The organism is Mesorhizobium sp. L-8-10 (genome assembly GCF_016756635.1).
In the GTDB taxonomy this organism is placed as follows: Bacteria; Pseudomonadota; Alphaproteobacteria; order Rhizobiales; family Rhizobiaceae.
Genome location: NZ_AP023263.1, coordinates 7149996 through 7171469, shown reverse-complemented (window position 1 = coordinate 7171469; position 21474 = coordinate 7149996). Strand labels below are relative to the sequence as shown.

Sequence of the window (21474 nt, the reverse complement as noted above, 5' to 3'; positions counted from 1 at the left end):
ATCGGCTGAATTAACGCACAATCCGCCGGGGAGCCACGCCCTTGGATCTCGTTGGATTCGGCGGCGAGCCTGAGCTCCCTCGGTGCAAAAAGGAGGAGCAGCAGCTGAACGCGGGAGCGCATCACCGCACCCAGGTCACACGACCAAGTGGCCTGCTGCCGGTTTTTCGGACACCAGGTTAAGCTAACATCGCTTGTTCCTCGAACTCCACGGGGCTGAGATAGCCCAGCGTCGAGTGCCGTCGCCGGGGGTTGTAGAAGCACTCGATGTAGTCGAACACATCCGCCCTGGCGTCGTCCCTCGTCCTGTAGACCTTGCGGGCTGTCCGTTCGGTCTTAAGCGACGAGAAAAAGCTCTCCATCGCGGCATTGTCCCAGACGTTGCCCGACCGGCTCATCGAACAGGTGATGCCGTGGTCGGCCATCAGGCGCTGGAACTGCTCGCTGGTGTATTGCGATCCCTGGTCCGAATGATGCAGCAGGCTGTCCGGCTTGCCTCGGCGCCAGATCGCCATGATGAGGGCGTCGGTCACGAGCTGGGCCGTCATCTCCGCCTTCATCGCCCAGCCGACGACACGGCGGGAGAACAGATCGACGACGGCGGCAACGTAGAGCCAGCCTTCGGCGGTCCAGATGTAGGTGAAGTCGGCGATCCACTTCTGGTTCGGGGCCGCTGCCTCGAAGGCGCGGTCGAGGAGGTTGTCCGACACTGCCGCTCGCTCGCCAATGTCCTTCGGCAGCCCACGGCGGCGCGGCCGGGCACGCAGCCCGTTCTCACGCATGAGCCTCTCGACACGATGAAGGCCGCAGGAGAAGCCTTCAGCCAGAACGTCGTGCCAGACGCGGCGAGCGCCATAGGTGCGGTCGCTGCTTTTGAAGCTGCGATCGATCTTCGTCACCAGGACTTCGTCGTGCCGAGCGCGAGCGCTGGGGCTGCGGTTGAGCCAGGCATGGAAGCCCGAGCGGGAGACATCCAGCGCACTGCACAGCCATGCCACCGGCCAGATCGAACGGTGCCTCGCGATGAAAGCGAACCTCATATCGCTTCCCTCGCGAAGTAGGCTGCGGCCTTTTTTAGGATGTCGCGCTCCGCCTTCAGCTTCGCCACTTCCTTGCGCAGCCGATCGATCTCAAGCTGCTCCGGCTTCATCTGCCCATGGCCGGGAAAGGCATGCTGCGGATCGGTCGACAGCTCGCGCACCCATTTGCGCAGCACGTTCTCGTGGAGATCAAGATCGCGCGCCGCCTGAGCAACCGCAACGCCCCGATCCTTCACCAGCCTCACCGCCTCAAGCTTGAACTCGCGGCTGAACTTCCTTCTTCGCATTCCCACTCTCCAGTTCCGTTAAACACCTTATCTCGGTGTCCACGAAACCGGCAGCAGGCCAAAGTTCGCACTTTTCCGGCCCGCGATGAATGGGAACGACCTTTCTCCTCAATTTGACAGCACGGCGGGCGTCATCAGCAGCGTTTGCCGGATGTTAGTGAGATCGCCGGGAAGTGCAATTGCGCCGTCGAGGCTGCCGCTCGCTTTGGCGCAGGTCGGTAGCAGAAGACGGTCCGGGCAAGGCGGGGCTCGGGAGTTCGCCTCCCGCGCCCTCAGCCCGCCACCGTGGGAAAGTTGGGAAATGATGATGTCGCAGCAACGAAGCCTCGGAATTTACCGCTACGTTCGAAGAATGTCAGGCCTCCTGTCAGGCGCTATTCCTTTGGCAGAAGCGCAGTACCCACTTTTCACCACTTTGCAGGAGGCCGAACCCTGCTCGATCATTATTTTCCGGTAGCCCGCTTTTTGTCCAGACTCGTCAGGTTCTCGAAAGCTCCTGCTCGTAGCCTGATGAGATTATCTTTAGGCGTCGGCGCCAATGGAACGCATGCAGGAGTACTTGATGGCCGCAGCAATTGGGAGTGGATTTGGCAACATTTCCTTAGCTCGCAGGGGGCATGGAGATCCGAAAAGCCAACCAGAGCAACCTGACAAGCCGGGTAGCGGGAATGATGACCCTAACAAACCGGGTAGCGGGAACAATGACCCAAACAAGCCGGTTGGCGGGAAAGATCCTGTGGACGGTCAGACTATCTCTGGGGATGATCAGCAAGCTCTAGCCGAAGCGTTCGACACGGTTCTCCACTCCGTTGCGCTAACTATTTTGAACGATGCCATGGCTGATGCCGACGAGGCTATTGCAGAAACTGAAGAGGATGCCTGACGTGGATGGTCTGCGTCAGGATGTGTGTGCCGTGCTGACGGGCGCGGTTTGAACAGAAGGAAAACGTTATGAGTAAAGCAGGTACTGGCACCAGTGCGGCTGGCACTGGGACTTCGGTGGCTACAGACGTAGGTACCAGAGTCGCGGGGAAAGCCGCTTTCGAGGCGCAAATCGCGGATCTAACGGCGGCTAGCTTGGAGGCTACGGCTAGGAGTATACAGCTGCGCACCGTTACGACCAACCTCAACACAATCAAGAAAGCGGCCGACGAGCGCGTTCAGTAGGTTCGGAAGCAGGGGTTCCCGATCGCGTCGCCAGGTGGCGCGATGTGGAACCGAAATGAGCCGCACGGCAATTGCCGTGCGGCTTCTCTCTTGTTCGGGAGAACATCCTTGAATGACGCCGTTTCTCTTGATTTCGAAGTTCTGTCGGGGCTCTATTGCGGGCTGACGGGTAAGACTGCTCTCGAAACGAGCTTAATCGGCTGCGGCTTAGACGCCGATATGATCTTCGTCGAGCAAGGATTGGCACCGCATCATTTTCGTATAACGCTCCTTGGCAACTCGATCGAGGTCGAGGCGCTTGCGGCCGGACTCAGCATCAAGGGTAAGCGGAATATCGCCGCGGGCGAGTGCGTTGTGGTGCCACTTCCTGTCGTCGTTCTCGCAGGCGAGATGTCCATTCTCTGGTCCGTGCAGGATGAAGTGACAAGTGGTCCGATAGGCATACCACGCCTCTCGATGCGTGTTCTGGCCACGGTGATAGTCAGCTCTCTAGCGGTCGGTATGCTCTCAGCCTTTTTTTCCTATAATGGGGACGGTGGTGCATCGAGACCCAATTCACCCAGTGCCGATCATGAGTCGAAGCGGACCAACCACCGCGCCGACGACCAGATTGCGGAGGCAGCGGCTAAAGAGCTGCAGGAGGAAGTCGATAGAGCGGGCCTACTCAATGTTAAGGTCGGCTCGGCAAAGGACACTGTGACGGCGGAGGGTACCGTCACGTCTGAATCGGTCATCAGTTGGCGGAAGCTCCAGCAGTGGTTCGATCATCGCACCAAGGGCGCCCTGACACTGGTCAATGGAGTGCTCATAAAAGACGAAAAGGCGCCATCCGCAATCGCAGTTGAAGCCGTTTGGCGTGGCCCGCAACCGTATCTTGTCATAGGTGGTGAGAAGTATTTTGTTGGCGCCGTTCTGGATGATGGATGGACGGTCGACAGGATCGAGGACGGTCGTGTGCTGCTGAGCCGTAATGGCCGCCTTGCTGCTCTCCCGTATTAGTCCGCAGGCCCTATCAAGCAGAATTGCGTGGTCAGCTACCATTCTGCCGCGCCCAGTACCACAACAAACCTGGACAGAGTGAAAACTTGCTGACCACCCAGCTTCGCGCATTCGGGCTCTCATGCCACAGCCTGCTGCTCGCGGGCTGCCCAATGAGGGACTTGGCCCTCGGACTTCGAATGCTACGCTTCACTGCGTAGCAGCAGAATAATTCTCAAGCGATCGTAAAGGGGCCTAGATGGCCAACGTCCTGCGTAAGTTCATCAACCGTTCGCCGGCCAACCCGGACCTGATGGTCGCGTTGATGCTGCTTCTGGCTATCGCTATGATGGTCATGCCTATCCCGATCGTGGTGGTCGACGCGCTGATAGGATTCAATATGGGACTGGCCATCCTGCTGATGATGGTTGCCCTGTATGTCAGTACTCCACTTGATCTTTCCTCTTTGCCCGGCATCATTTTGCTTTCCACGGTGTTCCGCCTGGCGCTCACCGTCGCAACGACGCGCCTGATCCTGGCCGAGGGGGAGGCAGGCGCCATCATCCATACGTTCGGCGATTTCGTGATCTCGGGCAATATCGTGGTCGGTTTCGTCATATTTCTGGTCGTCACCATGGTACAATTCATGGTCCTCGCGAAGGGCGCCGAACGCGTGGCCGAAGTGGCGGCGCGCTTCACGCTCGACGCTCTGCCGGGTAAGCAAATGGCGGTCGACGCAGAGCTACGCAACGGCCACATCGATGCCAACGAATCTCGCAGGCGACGCGCCGCATTGGAGAAGGAAAGCCAACTTTACGGCGCGATGGATGGCGCGATGAAGTTTGTGAAGGGCGATTCCATCGCCGGACTGGTGGTTATCTTCATCAACATGCTGGGTGGGATATCGATCGGCCTGCTCTCGAAGGGCATGTCCTTCGGCGATGTGCTGCATCACTATACTCTGCTAACGATAGGCGATGCATTGATATCGCAGATTCCGGCCCTGCTGCTATCAATTACAGCGGCGACCGTCGTCACTCGTGTCACGGGGGCGGCGAGGGTCAACCTTGGTACCGAAATAGTGAATCAGATCACTGCCAGCAAGCGACCAGTGCGGGTCGCAGCTTGCGTCCTGGTTTTGATGGGGTTCGTTCCTGGCTTCCCCCTGCCCGTCTTTTTGGTGTTGGCCGCAATCTTCGCCGCGATAAGCTTTGTGAAGGGCGATGTTGTCGATACCACAAGTGCAGGGGACACTCAAAAACAAACCGCGCCCGCGCAGGAATGTCCGATCGCTTTCTTCCTTGCGCCAGACCTGATGCATGCGATTGAACAAGTCGAATTGCAGCAGGAGATTGCACGCGTTTCGCAACTACTTTCAGCCGATCTTGGCATTGTCGTTCCCCCCATCCCTGTCACTGTCGACCAGCAGTTGCTGGAGTCTCAGTTTCGAATAGATATCGAGGGGGTGCCAGTTGAACAGGGTGTGTTTGATCCGAGCCAGCTGATGCTCAAAGACGATGTGGCGAACATCGAATCGAGCGGTATCCCGTATCGGCGTGATCCAAAAACGGACAGACTCGTGGCCGACCAAAGCCATGCACCGGCTCTCAAGAGTGCCGGCATCACACATTACGGTCCTGGCGAATTCCTCGCCTTGCGCCTCCATACAGCGTTGACCCGTTTCGCACCCCGATTGATCGGTATTCAAGAGACCCGACAATTGATAGGCCGAATGGAGAAGGACTATTCTGATCTGGTCAAGGAGGTGCTGCGCACGACGCCAATACCTCGGATTGCGGATGTGCTGCGCCGGCTCCTGGATGAAGGAATCCCGATCCGCCACACCCGCCTTCTCTTAGAAGGATTGGCGGAATGGAGCGAACGTGAGCCAAACGTTGCCCTGCTCACGGAATATATTCGTTCTGGTTTGAAGCGTCAGATCTGTCACCGCTATGCCAACACAGAGGGCATCGTGCCCGCCTTGGTCGTCGAACGCCAGAGTGAGGATGTGATGCGCAATGCAGTTCGAGATTCGGCTGCAGGACCCCACCTCGTACTAGAGGACCGGCAAAGCGAAGCGCTGCTGTCACAGGTACGTCAGATCCTTTCGAACACAGCACCGGGTCAGACCCGCCCTGTCGTTTTAACCTCAACGGACATCCGACGCTTCGTCCGCGGCTTTTTCACCAGAAACGGGATCGATGTTGCCGTGCTGTCTTATCAAGATATCGCCTCCGACTTTACAGTTAAACCCGCCGGGTCCGTCAAATTCCCGCATGGATTGATCAGTGGGCTGTCAGAGTAAACCCAATCCGTTTGCCATCGAATGAACGTGATAGCACTCTATGATAATTGGAAACCAAGCATGAATTCACACCAGAATACAGACGGCCGAGCATTTAGGAACTCACTTTTCTTCTCTGTACTCGCCATGCTGCCTCTCGGCGGTTGCGCCAGCTTGGACAAGCCTGCTCTTTCAGTGAGGGAGACGTCATCCCCAGAGCTGCTCAACGCCAACCAAATCGACCCGGCTATGCGAGAACGCATTTTGAGCGCGGTCGGCCAGGATGCACAAGAGCGGGCTCTGCGGGATGAGTTGACGCAGCACCCAGACAATGTCGATGCGGCGATCCGTCTTACGAATGCTTTGGTCGCGCAGAAGCGTCCGCATGAGGCGCTTCAGGTACTGGACAGGCTCTTGGTTGCAGCCCCAGGAAATTTGCGCGCATTGAACGCGAAGGGAGTGATCTTGGACCTTGAGGGGCGGCATGACGCGGCACAGGTGCTGTATCGGCAAGCTCTCGAGACAGAGCCTGGGAATCAGATGGTGCAGCACAATCTCGACCTGTCGCTTGCGTTTTAAAGGAAGTCCGGACCTGAGTGCGTTGGCGCGGTCGCGCTAGCTGTGCACATGCACCGCCCGACACACCTTGGTCAGCGACCGGTTATTTCCAGCACCTCGGCGTCAGCGCCGGCCAGCTCCTGCACACGACCGGCGATGGTGGTTCGCGACCGCGTGCCCAGTTGATACAGGCCTCCCGCAGGATCGTCCGGACCATATTCTCGATGCTGCGCATTTCGTTCAGCACCGGGTGGCGGTGAACGAGGAGAGAACGCCAGAGCCGGCATTGCCAGCTCTTGACATGCACCGGCTGGCCTTCGGCGCGCAATCCGTCGTGAGGCCAGGCCGTCAGCGAGCACGCTTCCAGGTTGACGCGCTCCAGCGGGAGCCCGACTTTGGGCAGCGCGATGCGGGCAAGAAGATCAAAGGCAAGAAGCGGCATATTCTCGTCAATACCAAGGTCTCCTGATGCACGCCCTCGTTCATGCCGCCGACATCCAGGACTGCGATGGCGGCGTGATGGTGATGGCGAAGCTGTTCGGACTCGATCCCTTCCTGTTCAAGCTCTACGCCGGTGGCGGCCATTCCAGGGGCCGGAGTTCCAAAAGGGGCTGAGGAAGACAAATTCAATTTCGAATCGCACCAGGGCGCTCGCCTTCCTCAAGCTGGCCTCCATTCGCCTCATGGTCGGAAGGCTTCGGGCACTGTAAAGTTATCAGCGGATTGATGCAGCGATAGCTGGCCGGGACGGCTGTCACGCTGCGGCGAGACACGCGATTTTGTTCCAGATTTGCATGGCGGCGTTACGCAGGTCTCGATGTTGAGCCGATGACAGCGTATTGCGGGGAAAGTGGAACAGGTTGGCAATCGGATCATGGATGGAAACGAACCGCTGAAGCTGGCGTGCCGACTTGAAGCGTTTCATGGTCCTTTCGCGTCGTCGGGTCGGCTGGTGCGAATTTTCCGCTAGATTATTGAGGCCTTTGTGCGACCGGTGTTCGACACCGGGCATGAGGTCGCGCCTGGCGGCATCATAGGACCGGAGCTTGTCGGTGATCATGACTCGTGGTGTCCGCCCTTGAGCCTTCAGCAACTTGCGCATCAGACGCTTTGCCGCCTTGGCATTTCGGCGGCTTTGCACCAGCACTTCGAGGACGAAGCCGTCCTGATCGACGGCACGCCAGAGCCACTGCTTCTTGCCATTGATGGCCACCACACATTCGTCGAGATGCCATTTGTCGCCCAGGCAGCCGGCTGACCGTCGCTTGATCTCCCGGGCGAAATGCCGCCCGAATTTCTCCGCCCAGCTTCGAATGGTCTGATGCGTGACCATGATGCCGCGGGCCGCCAACATGTCCATGCGCAGGCTGAGCGGAAAGCGAAAGTAGAGCCATACCGCGTGCGCAATGATCTCGGCGGGAAAGCGGTGGCGACGATAAAGCGGATCACGAGCAACTTCTGACATGGCCCATGTTCGCACATCTTCATCAGCCGTCGGTTAACTTTACGGTGCCCGGCTACCTCATCAAGATGCCAGACATCGTCTTTCGATGGCGCCTTGCGGCGCAGGCGACGTGCATAATCGGGACTGTGCTTCTTTCCCCAGCGGCGGATGGTCTCGTAGGAGACGACGATCCCCCGATCCAGCAGCATTTCTTCAACATCGCGCAGGCTCAGCCCGATCCGTGATGCGCTGCGCGAGTGCCGAAGGCGAGGGAATTCGACGGCCCCCGAGAGAAAAAGCGAACGCAGTATGTGCATCGCCCCGCCGGAACTAGCTTACAGCGCGTCAGCTCACCGTCAGCTCGTTCGAGTAGCTCTCTTCGAGAGAGACCTAACAACTCAAAATCATATTAAAGACTTCCGCCAAAAAGGGAACGAATGCCATGTACGGTCGGAAAAGTGGCTCATCCGAAAGCTCCAACCAAGCTAACGACCCGGTACGGTCAAAGGGCAGCGACGGCTTTGGCAAGCACTTGCGCACATGGCGCCGCCTGGTCTCAATGCGAGTTCGTCTCCAGCGCCGGCACGCCCGTACTCGCTAGTTTCGCGGCCTCCTATCGTGGAGATCGACAGGTCTTCGTGTGTTTTGCATTGGGTTCAGGCTGGACCGGCGCGGCAGGGTCGATCCGGGCTGGCCATGACGACTGACGAAAACATGCCGCTGGTTCTCAGACGTCATGCCACCTGTCATCTGGGCGATTGCACTTACCCGCCAGAGCCCTGATGCACTACGGCTGACACATCAGCCCCAATCCACAGACAGCGCGTTCTCGTCTATATCGGAGATGAAAAAATGACGGGCATTGGCCGATCTGGAAAATCGCGCATTGGAGATGCTGGAGCCGGATCGAGCAGTTCGCGCTCGCAATCAGGTCTTGCCTCCGGGGAAGGCAGCCAAGGGTTCGGTTCCGTCCTGGAGCGGATGCGCTCTGAGGGAGGTAAAGGTTCACCCTCGGCTGGCGCTGCGCGAGGTGCCCATGATGACCTTGGCGGCAAATCTTCAGGCCCTTCCGTTCCCCCACATCGAATCCCGGCGGCTGCGCCACGTGCAGCCGCCGGGCCACGTGCGGCCGGTTCGCGGAGGCGCAGTGTTTCCTCAACGTCGGATGGTGAAGCCCTGGCGCCGGTCGCCAGCCAGCCGTCAACTTCGGGTGTGACAGTCCCCAGTTCCTCGTCAGGCGAAGTCATCAACGAGACAAAGCGACGAATGTGCTCGCTGATTGACGAAATCCAAGTTCTCGAAGAGAAGAGCCTGCATAGCGGAAAACCGATGGAGGGCTTCCGAGACGAGCTTGATCAGCTCGCTAATGCGGGCGCAGAACTTCTGGAATGCTACGCGAGCCTGCCCAAGGATGAGGCGCGCAGCACTCTGTCCGACGATGATGTGCGTCACTACCGCGCCGACGTGATTCATCGGGCGGACAGTGCCGACGAGCTGGCCCATACGATCTTCAAGAAGGAGGAACAGAACCGGAAGCGGATGGAGGACATTCTCCACAACTTGGTCAAATCCAATGCCACCCTCGACCAGCTGAGCCGATCGGCTCCCAGTATGGCGAAGTATCCCGTGGCCTGCGTGGAGCGTTGGGACAAGAAAGTACAGCGCCACGAATTGATGCGGGCCGTCTGCGTCGCGACAGCCGACTTACCAAGCTCAACAGCCGAGATGCGGCGGGAAGAAGAGGCCGCGCTGCGGCTGCACTCGGGCTGGGTTGTCAATTCAAAGATAATGCAGCTGCAATCGCGGATCAATCTCGCGCAGGTCAACATGGCCCCGCAGGCGATCATGCTCGAAGCACCCATCAGGGAACTCCTCATCGGTGACAACGGGCAAACGCGTCTGCTGGGTAACTTCATCGGCGAGGTTTTTCCGGCATTCGTCTCGACGGCCGAAGCTGTACTGAGGAAGGAAGGGCGCCCGCTCGACGCGGAACACTGCGCCGTTCTGGAAGGAGTTGTGGAGCGGCTTGCGGATTTTGCGTCGGCCTCGCACTCCGTGGTTGACAGGCTAAGGGATCACCAAGCAGGTGCTGGCCTCCCATTGGAACTGTTGACCCGGATCGTGGACGACGCCTGGATCGCTTCGGACGAGGTTACGGACCTCCTCGCACTGCAGCCGAAGCCGCCAGCCCCTGACCTGACGGCCGACGCTGCCGCTGCGATGCCGACTGGAACTGCCGGCAAGACTATGGTGGCCGAAAGCACTACAGCGCCCAGAAAAAAAGGAAAAGACAAGAGCAAGCAGGCCGCTGGCGCCGGGAGTTCGGCGGCCGGGCGGCCGGAGCCGCAAGTCGCTGCGGCCGTCAGCGACCCTGCGCCAGCAGCCAAGGTGCTCGTACGCACGGATTTAGGTACGAAGAAGCTCGTGAGTGCAGAGGAGGCGCAGAACAGTGCGTCGTCCGCGGCAGCACGCTTGGCGATCTTGGAAAATCCAACGACGGGGGAGAACACGAAGTCACTAGTCGCACGGTCGACCGAACTTTTGAAGTTCGATTTGCCTGCTCAGCAAAGTTTGATCTCCCGAGCGCGCTCCGGGAAGCCCGAGGACGTCGAACACGCCGTCGGCCTCGTGGTCCAGCGCCTGCAAACGCAGGCTGTCGAGATGGAGCCCTGCCTCCCAGCGTTGGAGGCGTCTCGTCTCTCCAAGGAGGGAAAGATGGACGACGTGCACCGACTAACGGTTCAGTTCAGGGACATGTTGGCCAATGTGCGGGGATTGGCTAAAGCTTGGGACGAACAAAAGCCTGATATGATCATGGATTGCATGAAGAGGTACCCATTTCCCTCGCAAAACCACCTTGAGCAGTTGCGGTCGGCCCGGGAGTTGACGCCTGCAGATCCCCGGTGCGCGTTGAACCCAGAGCCGAGCAATCTGTTCGAGATTAGGCTGCAGCCCAAGGCGCTGAGCAACCGTACACTACCGAGTCCAATGTGGGTGCACATCCACACGACACGAAAGATATATGCGCAGCAGTTGGCAACGCTGGACAGCGCCGAGTTCGCCGCTTGCCACGTCAAGTCCAATGAACAGCGCGGCCATAATCGGCAGTGGCAGACCTCCCGGGCTAAGAAGGGTTACGACAACGCAATCCACCGCGGCAAGCTCACCCCGGCGTTCTGTAAGTCCTTGTTGAGCGACCGGGCCGATATGCGAAATGGGCCGGCCTAACATCGGCATTTTGTGGATTCCAACCAGCTTAGTAGACAGAGGCGCAATCTGGGAAACCCCTGGCAGAGCGGCAGTGGCCTGGATCGCAGGTGTGGCTGATTCTCGCGATGGCCGGCATCGAGCATGCTGCTCTAGGGTTTTGGGGGCACTGTAAAGTTATCAGCGGATTGATGCAGCGATAGCTGGCCGGGACGGCTGTCACGCTGCGGCGAGACACGCGATTTTGTTCCAGATTTGCATGGCGGCGTTACGCAGGTCTCGATGTTGAGCCGATGACAGCGTACTGCGGGGAAAGTGGAACAGGTTGGCAATCGGATCATGGATGGAAACGAACCGCTGAAGCTGGCGTGCCGACTTGAAGCGTTTCATGGTCCTTTCGCGTCGTCGGGTCGGCTGGTGCGAATTTTCCGCTCGATTATTGAGGCCTTTGTGCGACCGGTGTTCGACACCGGGCATGAGGTCGCGCCTGGCGGCATCATAGGACCGGAGCTTGTCGGTGATCATGACTCGTGGTGTCCGCCCTTGAGCCTTCAGCAACTTGCGCATCAGACGCTTTGCCGCCTTGGCATTTCGGCGGCTTTGCACCAGCACTTCGAGGACCAAGCCGTCCTGATCGACGGCACGCCAGAGCCACTGCTTCTTGCCATTGATGGCCACCACACATTCGTCGAGATGCCATTTGTCGCCCAGGCAGCCGGCTGACCGTCGCTTGATCTCCCGGGCGAAATGCCGCCCGAATTTCTCCGCCCAGCTTCGAATGGTCTGATGCGTGACCATGATGCCGCGGGCCGCCAACATGTCCTCAACCATGCGCAGGCTGAGCGGAAAGCGAAAGTAGAGCCATACCGCGTGCGCAATGATCTCGGCGGGAAAGCGGTGGCAACGATAAAGCGGATCACGAGCAACTTCTGACATGGCCCATGTTCGCACATCTTCATCAGCCGTGGTTAACTTTACGGTGCCATACTACGCCATGCTGCAAGAACCAGCCATAGCCGCGTGACTCAAACCAAATGGCCTTCGCCAAACCCGGGACGGTTCTGAAACTCTCCGTCAGCTAATCGTCAGCCAAGCGATCTATCTAGACCTGCCGTGCCTAACCGGCCCGACGCTAACGGAAAGATAGTAGTGCAAATCCTAGTATAGCGAATTGGTGGCCCGTCCGATGCACACTACACGCGCATTGGCGAAGCTGACGAGGCGTGATTTCACTCATCAAAGCCTTCATACGCTAGGGCTCAGCGACATCAGCCCCAACAGCATAGGCAACACATCCTCGCCTATATCGGAGACGGAATATGACGGGCGTGAACCGATCTGGGAGATCGCGGACTGAAAAGAGAGTCGGCAGGACGGGGGAGGCGAGCAGTTCGCGCTCGCAATCAAGTCTTGCGCCTGGGGCAGGCAGCCAGTCGTTCGATACCGTCGTGGAGCAGATGCGCTCTGTGGAGATAAATAGAAGGACGCCCGCCGTGCCAATGGAGCGCGGTGCCGATGACGCCCTGCACGACAGGCCGTCCGGCCCCTCCGTTGGTATACACGGAACCCTGGACGCTGCGCGGCATGCCGCCGCCGCGCCACGTGCAGCCGGTCCGCGGCGGCGCAGTGTTCCGTCAATGTTGGAGGGTGAAACCCTGGCCCCGGTCGCCAGCCAGCCGCCAACTTCGGGTGTGGCAGCGCCCATTTGCTTGTCAGGCGACGAAATCAAGGAAAAGCGACGAATGGACAGTCTGCTTACGCTAGTGGGCATGCGCTTTAACGCGGCCAAGCAAGACCCGGGCGATGAAAAGCTGCTCGATCAGGTCATCAATGCAGGCTCAGCAGCTCTGCACCACTACAAGAGCCTATCCCCGGCTTTGGCGCGGACCATTGTGGACGACAACCAGTTGATTACCTGCCGCTACCTCGTGTGGGATGCGGTGCAAGAATATAGCCGCCTTGCCGAACCGACTATCCACAAATTGCAAAAAAAAAAAGCTGAGGAAGAAGCGACCGGGCTGACTCAATCCACGGCTACCCCGGAGAGTGTGGTGGAGGCGCATGCGGCCTGCGTGAAATGGTGGGAAAAGAAGGTAGGGCACTGCGAACGGGGGCGAGCCGCCTGGCGCGCCACTGCCAGCTTGCCAAGTGCAACAGCCAAGATGCGGCAGGAAGAAGAGGCCACGCTGCGGCTGGCAACCGGCTCGGTAATGCATAGCAAGCTCGTGTATCTGCAATCTCGGATCGATCTCGCGCGGGCGAAGATTGAGCCGCAGGCGAGCACGTTCGACGCACCCGTCAGGGAAATCCTCATGGTTGAGAATGGGCGAGTGCGTCTGCTGGAAGCCTTCAGCGGGGACGTTTTACCGGCATTCCTTTCGACACAGAACGCTGTTCTGAGCAGCGGTGGGCACCCACTCGACGCAGATCACTGCGCCGTTTTGGAAGGAGTCATCGAGCGGCTTTCGGAGTTTGCGTCCGAGTTGCAAGTCATCCGGACCAACCTAAACGATCACCAAACAAGTGCCGACCTCCCATTGGAACTGTTGAGCCAGATCGTGGAAGGCGCGTGGATCGTCGGGCACGAGGTCATGCACTTGCTGGAACTGCAGCCGAAGCCGCCAGCCGTTGCACTGCCGCCCGACGCTGGCGCTGCGATACCAGCCGAAACTGCCGGCAAGTCTCGAGTGGCCAAAGGCACTCTGGCACTGCAGCCGAAGGCGCCAGCGCTCATTGCCTCGCCGGCCGACGCTGGCGCTACGATACAGATCGACACTGTCGGCAAGTCTCCAGTGGCCAAAGGCACTCTGGCACTGCAGCCGAACTGGCCAGCGAACATAGCACCACCAGCCGATATGGGCGCTGGAATACCGGCCGACACTGCCGGCAAGGCTGCGGTGGCAGGCGCCGCAGCGCGTAGGAAGCGGAAAGGCAAGGGCAAGCCGGCCGTTGGCGCCGGGAGTTCAGCCCCCGGGCGGGCGTCGCAAGTCGCTGCCGTCGACAGCGACACGGCGCCAGCAGACAAGGTTCTAGTGCTCTCGGATATGGGTACGAAGCTTGTGAGCGCGGAGGAGGCGCGTGCGAGTGCGTCGGCGGGCGCACAGTCCGCAAAGCAGGCGCCGCCGTCCATGGAAGCACTGACGCAAGAGCGCCAGGTGAAACCCGAGGACGCCCGCTACGTCGCGGAAACCGTGGTCGAGCGCCTGCAGACGCAGCCCGCCGAGATGCGGGCCTGTCCGGCCGCGTTGGATGAGCCTCGTCGACCAGGCCTGCTTGCGCCTGCACAGGTGCCCGAAGTGCAAGACAAAACAGTCCGGCTCAAAGGAATGTTGAATCAGGCGCAGGAACTGGCCAAAGCTCTGAACTCGCAATCAAGTCATGCCCCTGGGCAATCCAGCCAATCGTCCGATGCCGGCGTGGAGCGGACGCACTCTGGGCCCCAAGATAGAATGTCCTATGCTCGCGTCGTGCGAGGGGCCGACGAAGCCCTTGGCGACAAATCTGCCGATTACTCCATAGCTCCCCGCGGAGCCCTTGCAGGTTCGCGAGGCGCAACCAGTGGGCCGCGGCATGGTTCTCCCCAAGGTCGGCACGGCGAAGCGATGGGTAGGCAAGAAAGCTCTTTGCGTTTAGAGAGGTCCTGGCTCGGCGATCAAGAACCGAGTAGGTCGCAACCGGACACGCTCGCACGCCATGACCAAAGCCAGTCCAGGCCGGTTGCAGGACCGGAACGGCGGCGTTTCGACCATGTAGCTGCACAGAGCTTCGACGATGCACTACTTAATGACGCTTTGCACAAAATTTTCTTCGCACACGACATCAATGAATTCTCATACGCTGTGGTGGAGAACGACAAGAGGCTGCAGAGTCAGGCGCATCGGGCAACATTCCTACGAAAGGCCGCTTCCGAGTTCACCCGTCACTTTGTTCCAAGATGGGAGGACGATGTCCGCGCCGGCAATACCTGGGGGTTCGCCACCTCATGCAACGCGACGAGCCGGGAGCCTGGAGGTCAGGCAGGCATGGAAGCTTGCAGGGCCATGGCAGCTCAGGTGTCGAGGCTCGGCAGGGCGCTGAACGATGTCGAAAGCAAAACGCTTTCGCTGTTCGTATTGTCGTTCAGTCGACATCCCCGATTGGCGGAATGTCGCAATGGAATGATCACAATCGCCAAGCTGTTTCATGAGCAACCCGGAGCGCTGTCGGAGCTCAACGGTCAAAGTCTCGCTCTGCTGGTCAACGGATTCAGCAAGTGGCCGGAACAGGAGAACGCTCGTAAGGCCACGGTAGCAGTTGCCGCCGAGATTCGCCGCCGCCCTGCCGGGCTCTCTGATTTTGATCCGCAGAACCTGGGTAACGTTGTGAACGGGTTGAGCAAGTGGCCGCTAGAGGAGGAGTGTTGCGGCGTTATCGATGCAATCGCCGGGAAGGTCTGTGGCCGCGCCGGTGAAAAAGCCGGCCTGTCTGGGTTTAATTCGCAGGCATTCGCAAACCTGGTGAACGGGTTCAGCAAGGCGCGGGAACCGGGGAACTCACATCAGGCGACCATTGTCATAGCCGATGCGGTCTGTCGCCTCGCCGATGAAATTGTCATAGCCGATTCGATCGGTCGCCTCGCCGATGAAAAAGCCGGCCGGACTGGGTGGTATCCGCAGGCGTTGGCGAATTTGGTGAACGGCTTCAGCAAGTGGCCTTTGGACTGCCGCGGCGCTATAGTTGCGATCGCGCGTCAGGTCGCTGGCGGGGCCGGCAAGCTGCCTGTGTTTGATGCACAGGCATTGGCGAACCTGGTGAACGGGTTCAGCAAGTGGCCAGAGGACTGCCGCGGCGCTACAATTGCAATCGCCGCTGAAGTCTGTCGCCTCGCGGACCTCCCAAAGGCCGGGCTTTCTGGTTTCGATCCGCAGCACCTGGCGAACCTGGTGAACGGCTTCAGCAAATTGCAAGCGGCGGAGTGCTCACGCGCCACCGTTGCAATCGCCGGTGAAGTCTGTCACCGCGCCGGCCGCCGCAAGGGGCTTTCTGATTTTGATGTGCAGCACCTGGCGAACCTGGTGAAGGGCTTCAGCAAGTGGCCGCAAGAGGTGAATTTGGGTTACGCCACCAATGTGGTCGCCGGCGAGGTGCTTCGCTGCGCCGAGCCACTCTCTGAATTTCTTCCGCTGCACCTGGCGAGCCTAGTGAACGGCTTCAGCAAGTGGCCGCGATGGGAAAACTCACATCAAGCCACAGTTGCGATCGCCGGTGAGGTCCGTCACCGCGCCGACCAGCTGTCTGGGTTCGAACCGCAGGAGCTGGCAAACCTGGTGAACGGTTTCAGCAAATGGCCCGAGGACTGCCGTGGCGCCATCGTTGCGATCGCCCGGGCGGTGCCTCGCCGCGCCGGCCGGCTGTCGGGATTTAATGGGCAGGATCTGGCGAACCTGGTGAACGGTTTCAGCAAGTGGCCTTTGGACTGCCGCGAGGCCATGGTTGCGATCGCCCGGGCGGTGCCTCGCCGCGCCGGCCGGCTGTCGGGATTCAATGGGCAGGATCTGGCGAACCTGGTAAACGGCTTCAGTAAATGGCCGCAAGAGGAGAACTCACGTCAGGCCACCGTTGCGATCGCTGGTGAGGTGCTTCGCAGCACAAACCCGCCCCCTGACTTTAGCTCGCAGTACCTCGCGAACCTGGTGAACGGCTTCAGCAAATGGCCGGAAGAGGAGGCCTTACGTCAAGCCGCCGCGGCGATTGCTGGTGAGGTGATTCGCAGCGCTAACCGGCTCCCTGATTTTACCTCGCAGCACCTGGCGAACCTGGTGAACGGCTTTAGCAAGTGGCCGCAGGAGGAGAAATCACGTCAGGCCACCGCGGCGATCGCCGGTGAGGTGCTTCGCGGTGCCGAGCGACTCTCCGGGGTTAATCCGCAGCAACTGGCAAATCTGCTCAACGGCTTCGACAGGTTTGCGGAAGAAGAGGCGTGCAGCCAGGCGATTTTGGAGATCGCGCGCAGACTCGGCCAAGCGGGTCAACCATTCCGTCATTTTGCCGCGCCCGGGCTCTCCAGTATCGCCAACAGTTTGGCGCGGGGGATCCTCAGGAGCGAGGACGCCGGAGAGATTGCAGAGGCCGCTCTGCTGAAAGATCGGCTGCACAAACTGGCTCATTATCTTCATTATGCCAGTGATCGTCTGGAGGAGGCCGACGCGGTGGGCGTCACGAGCATCTTGAAGGCGTTGGCCAAGGCTCAATTGTATGATGATCTCGGTTCGCTCGCAGGAGCAGGTTTAAATCGGCTCGCGGAATTGCATCGTGCCCCTGGCTTTGCCCATGAGAGTAACCTCGAAACCATGGGCAATCTGTGCGCCGCTCTGCTGCCGCTGGCTCGCAGTCCGCGCAAGCAGCTGCTTTGGCACCGGCGGCCGGCTCTGAACTTGCTGAACGATATCCAACCGATCGTGGAGCACAAGATCGAAGCCCATCTCAGGGCAAGCGATGCCGAGCGGGCCCGCGGGCCGTACTCGACCCGTTGTCTGGCCCTGTCGATTTATCAAGTGCTCAAGGCCCGTGCGAGCCTGGCAGGGTTGCTGCGGCGGCCCTATGTCGAGGGCAACAAGCCCGATTTGCGTGCGAGGCGCGACGAGCTGCAGTCCAAGACCAAGGAAATCCTGGACAGCACGCGCGAGCTCGTCGAACGCGACCTTTCCAACATGAGCTGGAACCTGATCGCGCAGATCGAAGCGGAGGGTCCGACCGATGCGCTGGACACGTTCATGGCGCAGAACGCCGCGACGGTGCAGGCCCAAAATCGAGCGTCCGTCTTCGACGTCCATCAGACTTTGCGAGCCATGGACCACGAGCCCAGACCGCCCCAGGGCGAGGCGGGGCTGATGCGATTGCCGGTGGTCGACATGCAGGGCCGGCAACTGGCCACGGAGGCCGAGACACGCTATTCGATCTTTCATCGCCTGACCTCGGGGGCGGTGAAGATGGTCGCGGTGCAACTGCCCGGAAAGCCGAGCCCGTTCATGCTGGCGCGCACGTTGACCGTCGAGGGCGTGCCATACCGCATGGACCTGTTCGGCGGCAGCAAGTTAAAGCCGCCGCCGAAGACGCTTTCGCAGGTCGCCGCCCGCATTCCAGGTCGGGTGGAGGCAGCATCTTCCGGCGGAAAGCTGCTGGCCATTCCCTATGCCGAAACCGCACCGGGCACTGCGTTCGAGCAGCTATCGCGCTCTTGGGCGCCTTTCAAAGAGGCATATTACTACACTCAGCGCAGGGGGTTTGCAGCGCCACCGAATTTACAAGGTCTGGGGCCTCGCGACTACGCGTTGGAAGGCGCCTTCAAATTGTCGCTGCTGCCGGACCGCCCTGCCAACCAGGAACGTCCCTTCAAGCTGATTGGGCCGGAAGGCCCGATCGCCTTGCGACCGTATGACGGCTGCGGTTTCATCAAGGCCTCGCTGGCCACGCGTATGCCAGCTGTTCGCCGGACCGGTCGGCAGGAAGGACCTGATCGGGTTCCTGCTTTTGGTGAGGGAAGGAGATCGTCCTTGCCTGCCTCGGCGCTGCAACATTATCCGCGCAGCGAGCAAGTGGCCGATGAGGCGCACGAGAAGGCCAAGACCTGGCTCGAGAGCAGAGAGGGGAAAGAGCTGACGGCCGAGGAGCTGTTTCGAACGGTGACTGTCGGACATATCGACGGTCCTGGCGCAGTCGCGGTACCGTCCGCTGATAAGTGTCTCCATGTGCCGACGCTCAAGAGCGAGACGTTGACGGGCAAAAGCGGTGTGCTGATCGGGCGGTCGCCCTACGACAAGCCCAACCTGCGCCCATTTTCCGCCGACCTGGTCAAGTCAGCAGTTGATGGGGACCCGACGGCAGCGTTCCTCGACACCTGCGTTGCTATCCAATACAGCTTTAATGTCGCCCAGAAGTCGGGGGAGGAACTCGCGGCCGACGATCCGACTTTCTTTGCCAAAGGCATCCTGATCGTCGTGCCGGACGAGATGTGGCCGGCCGCCCACGCCGACCGAGGGCTGGTTTTGTCTGCCGAGGACGTCAAGTCCCATTCGCACTGGACGACAGGCAAGGACCGCGTCAAGGAGGACACGCCGCTCGACTGCCTCGGCATCCTGCAGGCCACCGAGGTGTTCGCTCCGGGCTCCTTGGTTGCCGTCCCGACCGGTGAACAGAAAAAGCTTGACGGCGACTTCGATGGCGACACCGTCATCATCATCGGCGACCGGCCGCAGCTTTATGAGCATGTGCGCGAGTTCGATGAAAAGGAGCAAGCTCTCGGACTTCCATCGCTGAAGCCGCCAAAGTCGCATACTCCGGCGCTTGACGGCGACAAGTACCAGTTTGGTCGCGCCAGCCAGATTCTCGCCGCCACCCAGGATGTCCTGGAAACCTATAGCGGTCTGCAGCGAAACTTCCTGGCTCAATCCCATGAAGCGCGAGGCTGGTTTGCCGAGCGTGCCATCTTTGGCACCTACGAAGGCGTTCACCACGAGCTTCGGCGAGACATCGGTCAGTTGTTGGGCCGCGAAGAGGAGGTGAGTGGCCAGGATATCGAGACCGTGTTTGCGAGAGCGCGGCGCGAGATCGAGGTCGCCCGGCATCCGGTTGCTCGCGAAATGGCCGCGCTGCTGGTCGCCGACCTTGAGGCGTGGGCACAGAAGCCGGAACGCCTGCCCGAAACAGTCGGGCCCGTGAACGATGCAAAAAGCACGACGCTGAGCGCAGCAGTCTCAGAGTTGTTGCCGGATCTGGCGGATGCCTATCCGGTAACAAATCAGCCACGAGACCGCATCCGGGCTTTGATCGACAACTATCCTGCGCGGATCGATCCTCGCCCGGACGGTTACAACCCGGATGACCTCGTGCAAAGCGCAAACAATCTCCTGAGCCTCGGCATCAAGGTCGGCACCGATGCCTACAAATCCAACACTGGCGCTCGGCTTTTTTCCAGGAAAAGCCAAGATCTTCAGCGGCTGCTGCATACGACGCCTGGCTTGAGGTCCGTGCCCTACGTCAAGGGCCTGGCAGCGTCTCTCAACCATGGAAGGTTTGATGTCGATGCAGCCTTGAAGGACCTGGAGGACAACCCCACGCTGACGGCTTCAGTCATGGAAACATCGATCAATCTCGCTGCGGAGCACGGCATTTTGCGCAGTCCCTCCGGCCTTCGGCCCACCGCCGAAGCTGCCGAGATGATCCCGCTGACCCCCGAGGAGGCCTCAGAGCGCGCCCGAATTGAGGTTGCGCGCGCTACAAAAGAGGAGGGGAAAATCACCGCAGCGGCACTCAGCGTCGCCGCAAGCCTCAGGAAAATGGAGATCCAGGTGAAAATGCCTCATCTGGAGCGCCGGTTGAGATCGGAACGCTCCATAAGAGAGCAGCTCACCGGCACGAGCATCTCGTCCGGCAGCACTCCACAGCTGATCAGCAGCGCCGTACGCCACGTCTTCGAAATTCCTGACAACGATTTTACACGTGCCTTCAAGGCAGCCATTCTGGCCTTCGAGGAGCAGCACTACACCGAAATCGAGGTGACCAACTGGTTCAAATTCGAGCGTCCGAGTTATCTCGGCATACACACTGTGCTCGCCACCACAGAAGGCTACCGTTTCCAGGTGGAATTCCATACGCCAGCCAGCTACAGCGCCAAAGTTGACAATCACGACGCCTATAAAGAGATGCAGGAGCTGAAGCGCCGTGATGCTTTGCAGAAGGCAGAGAAACTCGAGCAGAAGGTAAGAGAAGGCAATAAGGCAGTTGACAGACCCGATAACGTGCTCAGCATAGCACACTGGAGGGATGGTAAGGATAGTGCTGCTGCAGCACCTGGATTGCGAGCTGTCGGACGATCAACAGAGTCGGAGATCGCCAAGTCACCGGAGGCAAAGGAGACTGTCGCTGCCCTCGGCCATCGGCCGGTCGTGCTTGTCGGTATGCCGAGCGCCGGGAAAACCACGATTGGCGCGCCACTCGCCAAGCGACTGGGGCTGCGCTTCATCGATACCGACCAAGAAATTCAGAAGCAGACCGGGAAATCGATAACGCAGATATTCAATACAAATGGCGAGGGCTATTTTAGGAAGCTTGAGGCGGAGGCAATCGCGCGTGTGCTCGAGCAAGGGCCCGCGGTCATCGCGACCGGTGGCGGCTCGTTGAACGATGAGCAGACCCGGCGACTCATCGCCGACAAAGCGGTCTCGATCTGGATAAATACCGACCCGCGGGTGCTACGACGCCGCCTCAGGAACGATACCACCCGCCCGCTGCTGCGGGGCTCCGACCGGGATCAGACGGTTCCCCAACTCATGGACGAGCGCAAGCCGTTCTATGAACAAGCTAACGTCAGGTTTGTCCCACCCCGCAAAAACGATAAACAGAACGCGGGCCCATGTCTGAAGGCCCTGCACGCATACCTGTGCCCCACGGGGGCCGACGCTCAGTCGCTTTCTAATATATCCCACGGCACTGTAAAGTTATCAGCGGATTGATGCAGCGATAGCTGGCCGGG

General features: G+C 59.8%; 9 protein-coding genes and 3 pseudogenes. 7 read left to right on the top strand and 5 right to left on the bottom strand.

The features are described 5' to 3' along the window. Positions 1-178 precede the first annotated feature (178 nt). Positions 179-1326, bottom strand: a protein-coding gene (locus JN280_RS33460; RefSeq protein WP_202308555.1) for an IS3 family transposase whose coding sequence is annotated in 2 segments (ribosomal slippage) — positions 179-1077 and positions 1077-1326 — 1149 coding nt in all. Because the reading frame shifts where the segments join, the coding sequence is not laid out codon by codon here. 562 nt (positions 1327-1888) lie between these two features. Between JN280_RS33460 and JN280_RS33455 the strand changes: the two genes are divergently transcribed. The 4 genes from JN280_RS33455 to JN280_RS33440 all read left to right on the top strand — a co-directional run bounded on the left by JN280_RS33455 (position 1889) and on the right by JN280_RS33440 (position 6334). Beyond that, complete coding sequence (locus tag JN280_RS33455) at positions 1889-2209, top strand: hypothetical protein (RefSeq protein ID WP_044551341.1); 321 nt, start codon at positions 1889-1891, stop codon at positions 2207-2209. Between the two features lie 392 nt (positions 2210-2601). Then, on the top strand, positions 2602-3492 hold the full coding sequence (locus JN280_RS33450; protein ID WP_010913978.1) for a SctD/MshK family protein: 891 nt from the start codon (positions 2602-2604) through the stop codon (positions 3490-3492). A gap of 238 nt (positions 3493-3730) precedes the next feature. Continuing rightward, on the top strand, positions 3731-5776 hold the full coding sequence (gene sctV / locus JN280_RS33445; protein ID WP_010913979.1) for a type III secretion system export apparatus subunit SctV: 2046 nt from the start codon (positions 3731-3733) through the stop codon (positions 5774-5776). A gap of 60 nt (positions 5777-5836) precedes the next feature. Next, on the top strand, positions 5837-6334 hold the full coding sequence (locus tag JN280_RS33440) for a tetratricopeptide repeat protein (RefSeq protein ID WP_010913980.1): 498 nt from the start codon (positions 5837-5839) through the stop codon (positions 6332-6334). 110 nt (positions 6335-6444) lie between these two features. Here JN280_RS33440 and JN280_RS33435 read toward each other — a convergent pair. Then, positions 6445-6719, bottom strand: a pseudogene (locus JN280_RS33435) (IS110 family transposase); the annotation flags it as partial. On the opposite strand from JN280_RS33435, the pseudogene JN280_RS33430 reads away from it, so the two are divergent. Beyond that, a pseudogene (locus JN280_RS33430) lies at positions 6720-6933 on the top strand (transposase); the annotation flags it as partial. It abuts the pseudogene before it with no gap. A gap of 134 nt (positions 6934-7067) precedes the next feature. Here the strand turns inward: JN280_RS33430 and JN280_RS33425 are convergent. Both JN280_RS33425 and JN280_RS33420 read right to left on the bottom strand, forming a co-directional pair. Continuing rightward, entirely contained in the window at positions 7068-7778 is a 711-nt protein-coding gene (locus JN280_RS33425; RefSeq protein WP_202308607.1) for an IS6 family transposase, read from the bottom strand. 53 nt (positions 7779-7831) lie between these two features. Further along, positions 7832-7999 (bottom strand): annotated as a pseudogene (locus JN280_RS33420) (IS6 family transposase); the annotation flags it as partial. A gap of 610 nt (positions 8000-8609) precedes the next feature. Here JN280_RS33420 and JN280_RS33415 point away from each other — a divergent pair. After that, on the top strand, positions 8610-10985 hold the full coding sequence (locus JN280_RS33415; RefSeq protein WP_446720797.1) for a hypothetical protein: 2376 nt from the start codon (positions 8610-8612) through the stop codon (positions 10983-10985). 198 nt (positions 10986-11183) lie between these two features. Here JN280_RS33415 and JN280_RS33410 read toward each other — a convergent pair whose 3' ends face one another. Then, entirely contained in the window at positions 11184-11900 is a 717-nt protein-coding gene (locus tag JN280_RS33410; protein ID WP_202308611.1) for an IS6 family transposase, read from the bottom strand. Between the two features lie 383 nt (positions 11901-12283). On the opposite strand from JN280_RS33410, the gene JN280_RS33405 reads away from it, so the two are divergent. Next, the gene (locus JN280_RS33405) at positions 12284-21454 is read left to right on the top strand and encodes a shikimate kinase (RefSeq protein WP_202308609.1); all 9171 of its coding nucleotides are present in this window, start codon (positions 12284-12286) and stop codon (positions 21452-21454) included. The last annotated feature ends 20 nt before the right edge of the window (positions 21455-21474 follow it).

Excerpts from the sequence above, each read along its gene's own strand:
- JN280_RS33455 (WP_044551341.1), top strand. The coding sequence starts at position 1,889 with ATGGCCGCAGCAATTGGGAGTGGATTTGGCAACATTTCCTTAGCTCGC.
- sctV (WP_010913979.1), top strand. The coding sequence starts at position 3,731 with ATGGCCAACGTCCTGCGTAAGTTCATCAACCGTTCGCCGGCCAACCCG.
- JN280_RS33440 (WP_010913980.1), top strand. The coding sequence starts at position 5,837 with ATGAATTCACACCAGAATACAGACGGCCGAGCATTTAGGAACTCACTT.
- JN280_RS33425 (WP_202308607.1), bottom strand. The coding sequence starts at position 7,778 with ATGTCAGAAGTTGCTCGTGATCCGCTTTATCGTCGCCACCGCTTTCCC.
- JN280_RS33415 (WP_446720797.1), top strand. The coding sequence starts at position 8,610 with ATGACGGGCATTGGCCGATCTGGAAAATCGCGCATTGGAGATGCTGGA.
- JN280_RS33410 (WP_202308611.1), bottom strand. The coding sequence starts at position 11,900 with ATGTCAGAAGTTGCTCGTGATCCGCTTTATCGTTGCCACCGCTTTCCC.
- JN280_RS33405 (WP_202308609.1), top strand. The coding sequence starts at position 12,284 with ATGACGGGCGTGAACCGATCTGGGAGATCGCGGACTGAAAAGAGAGTC.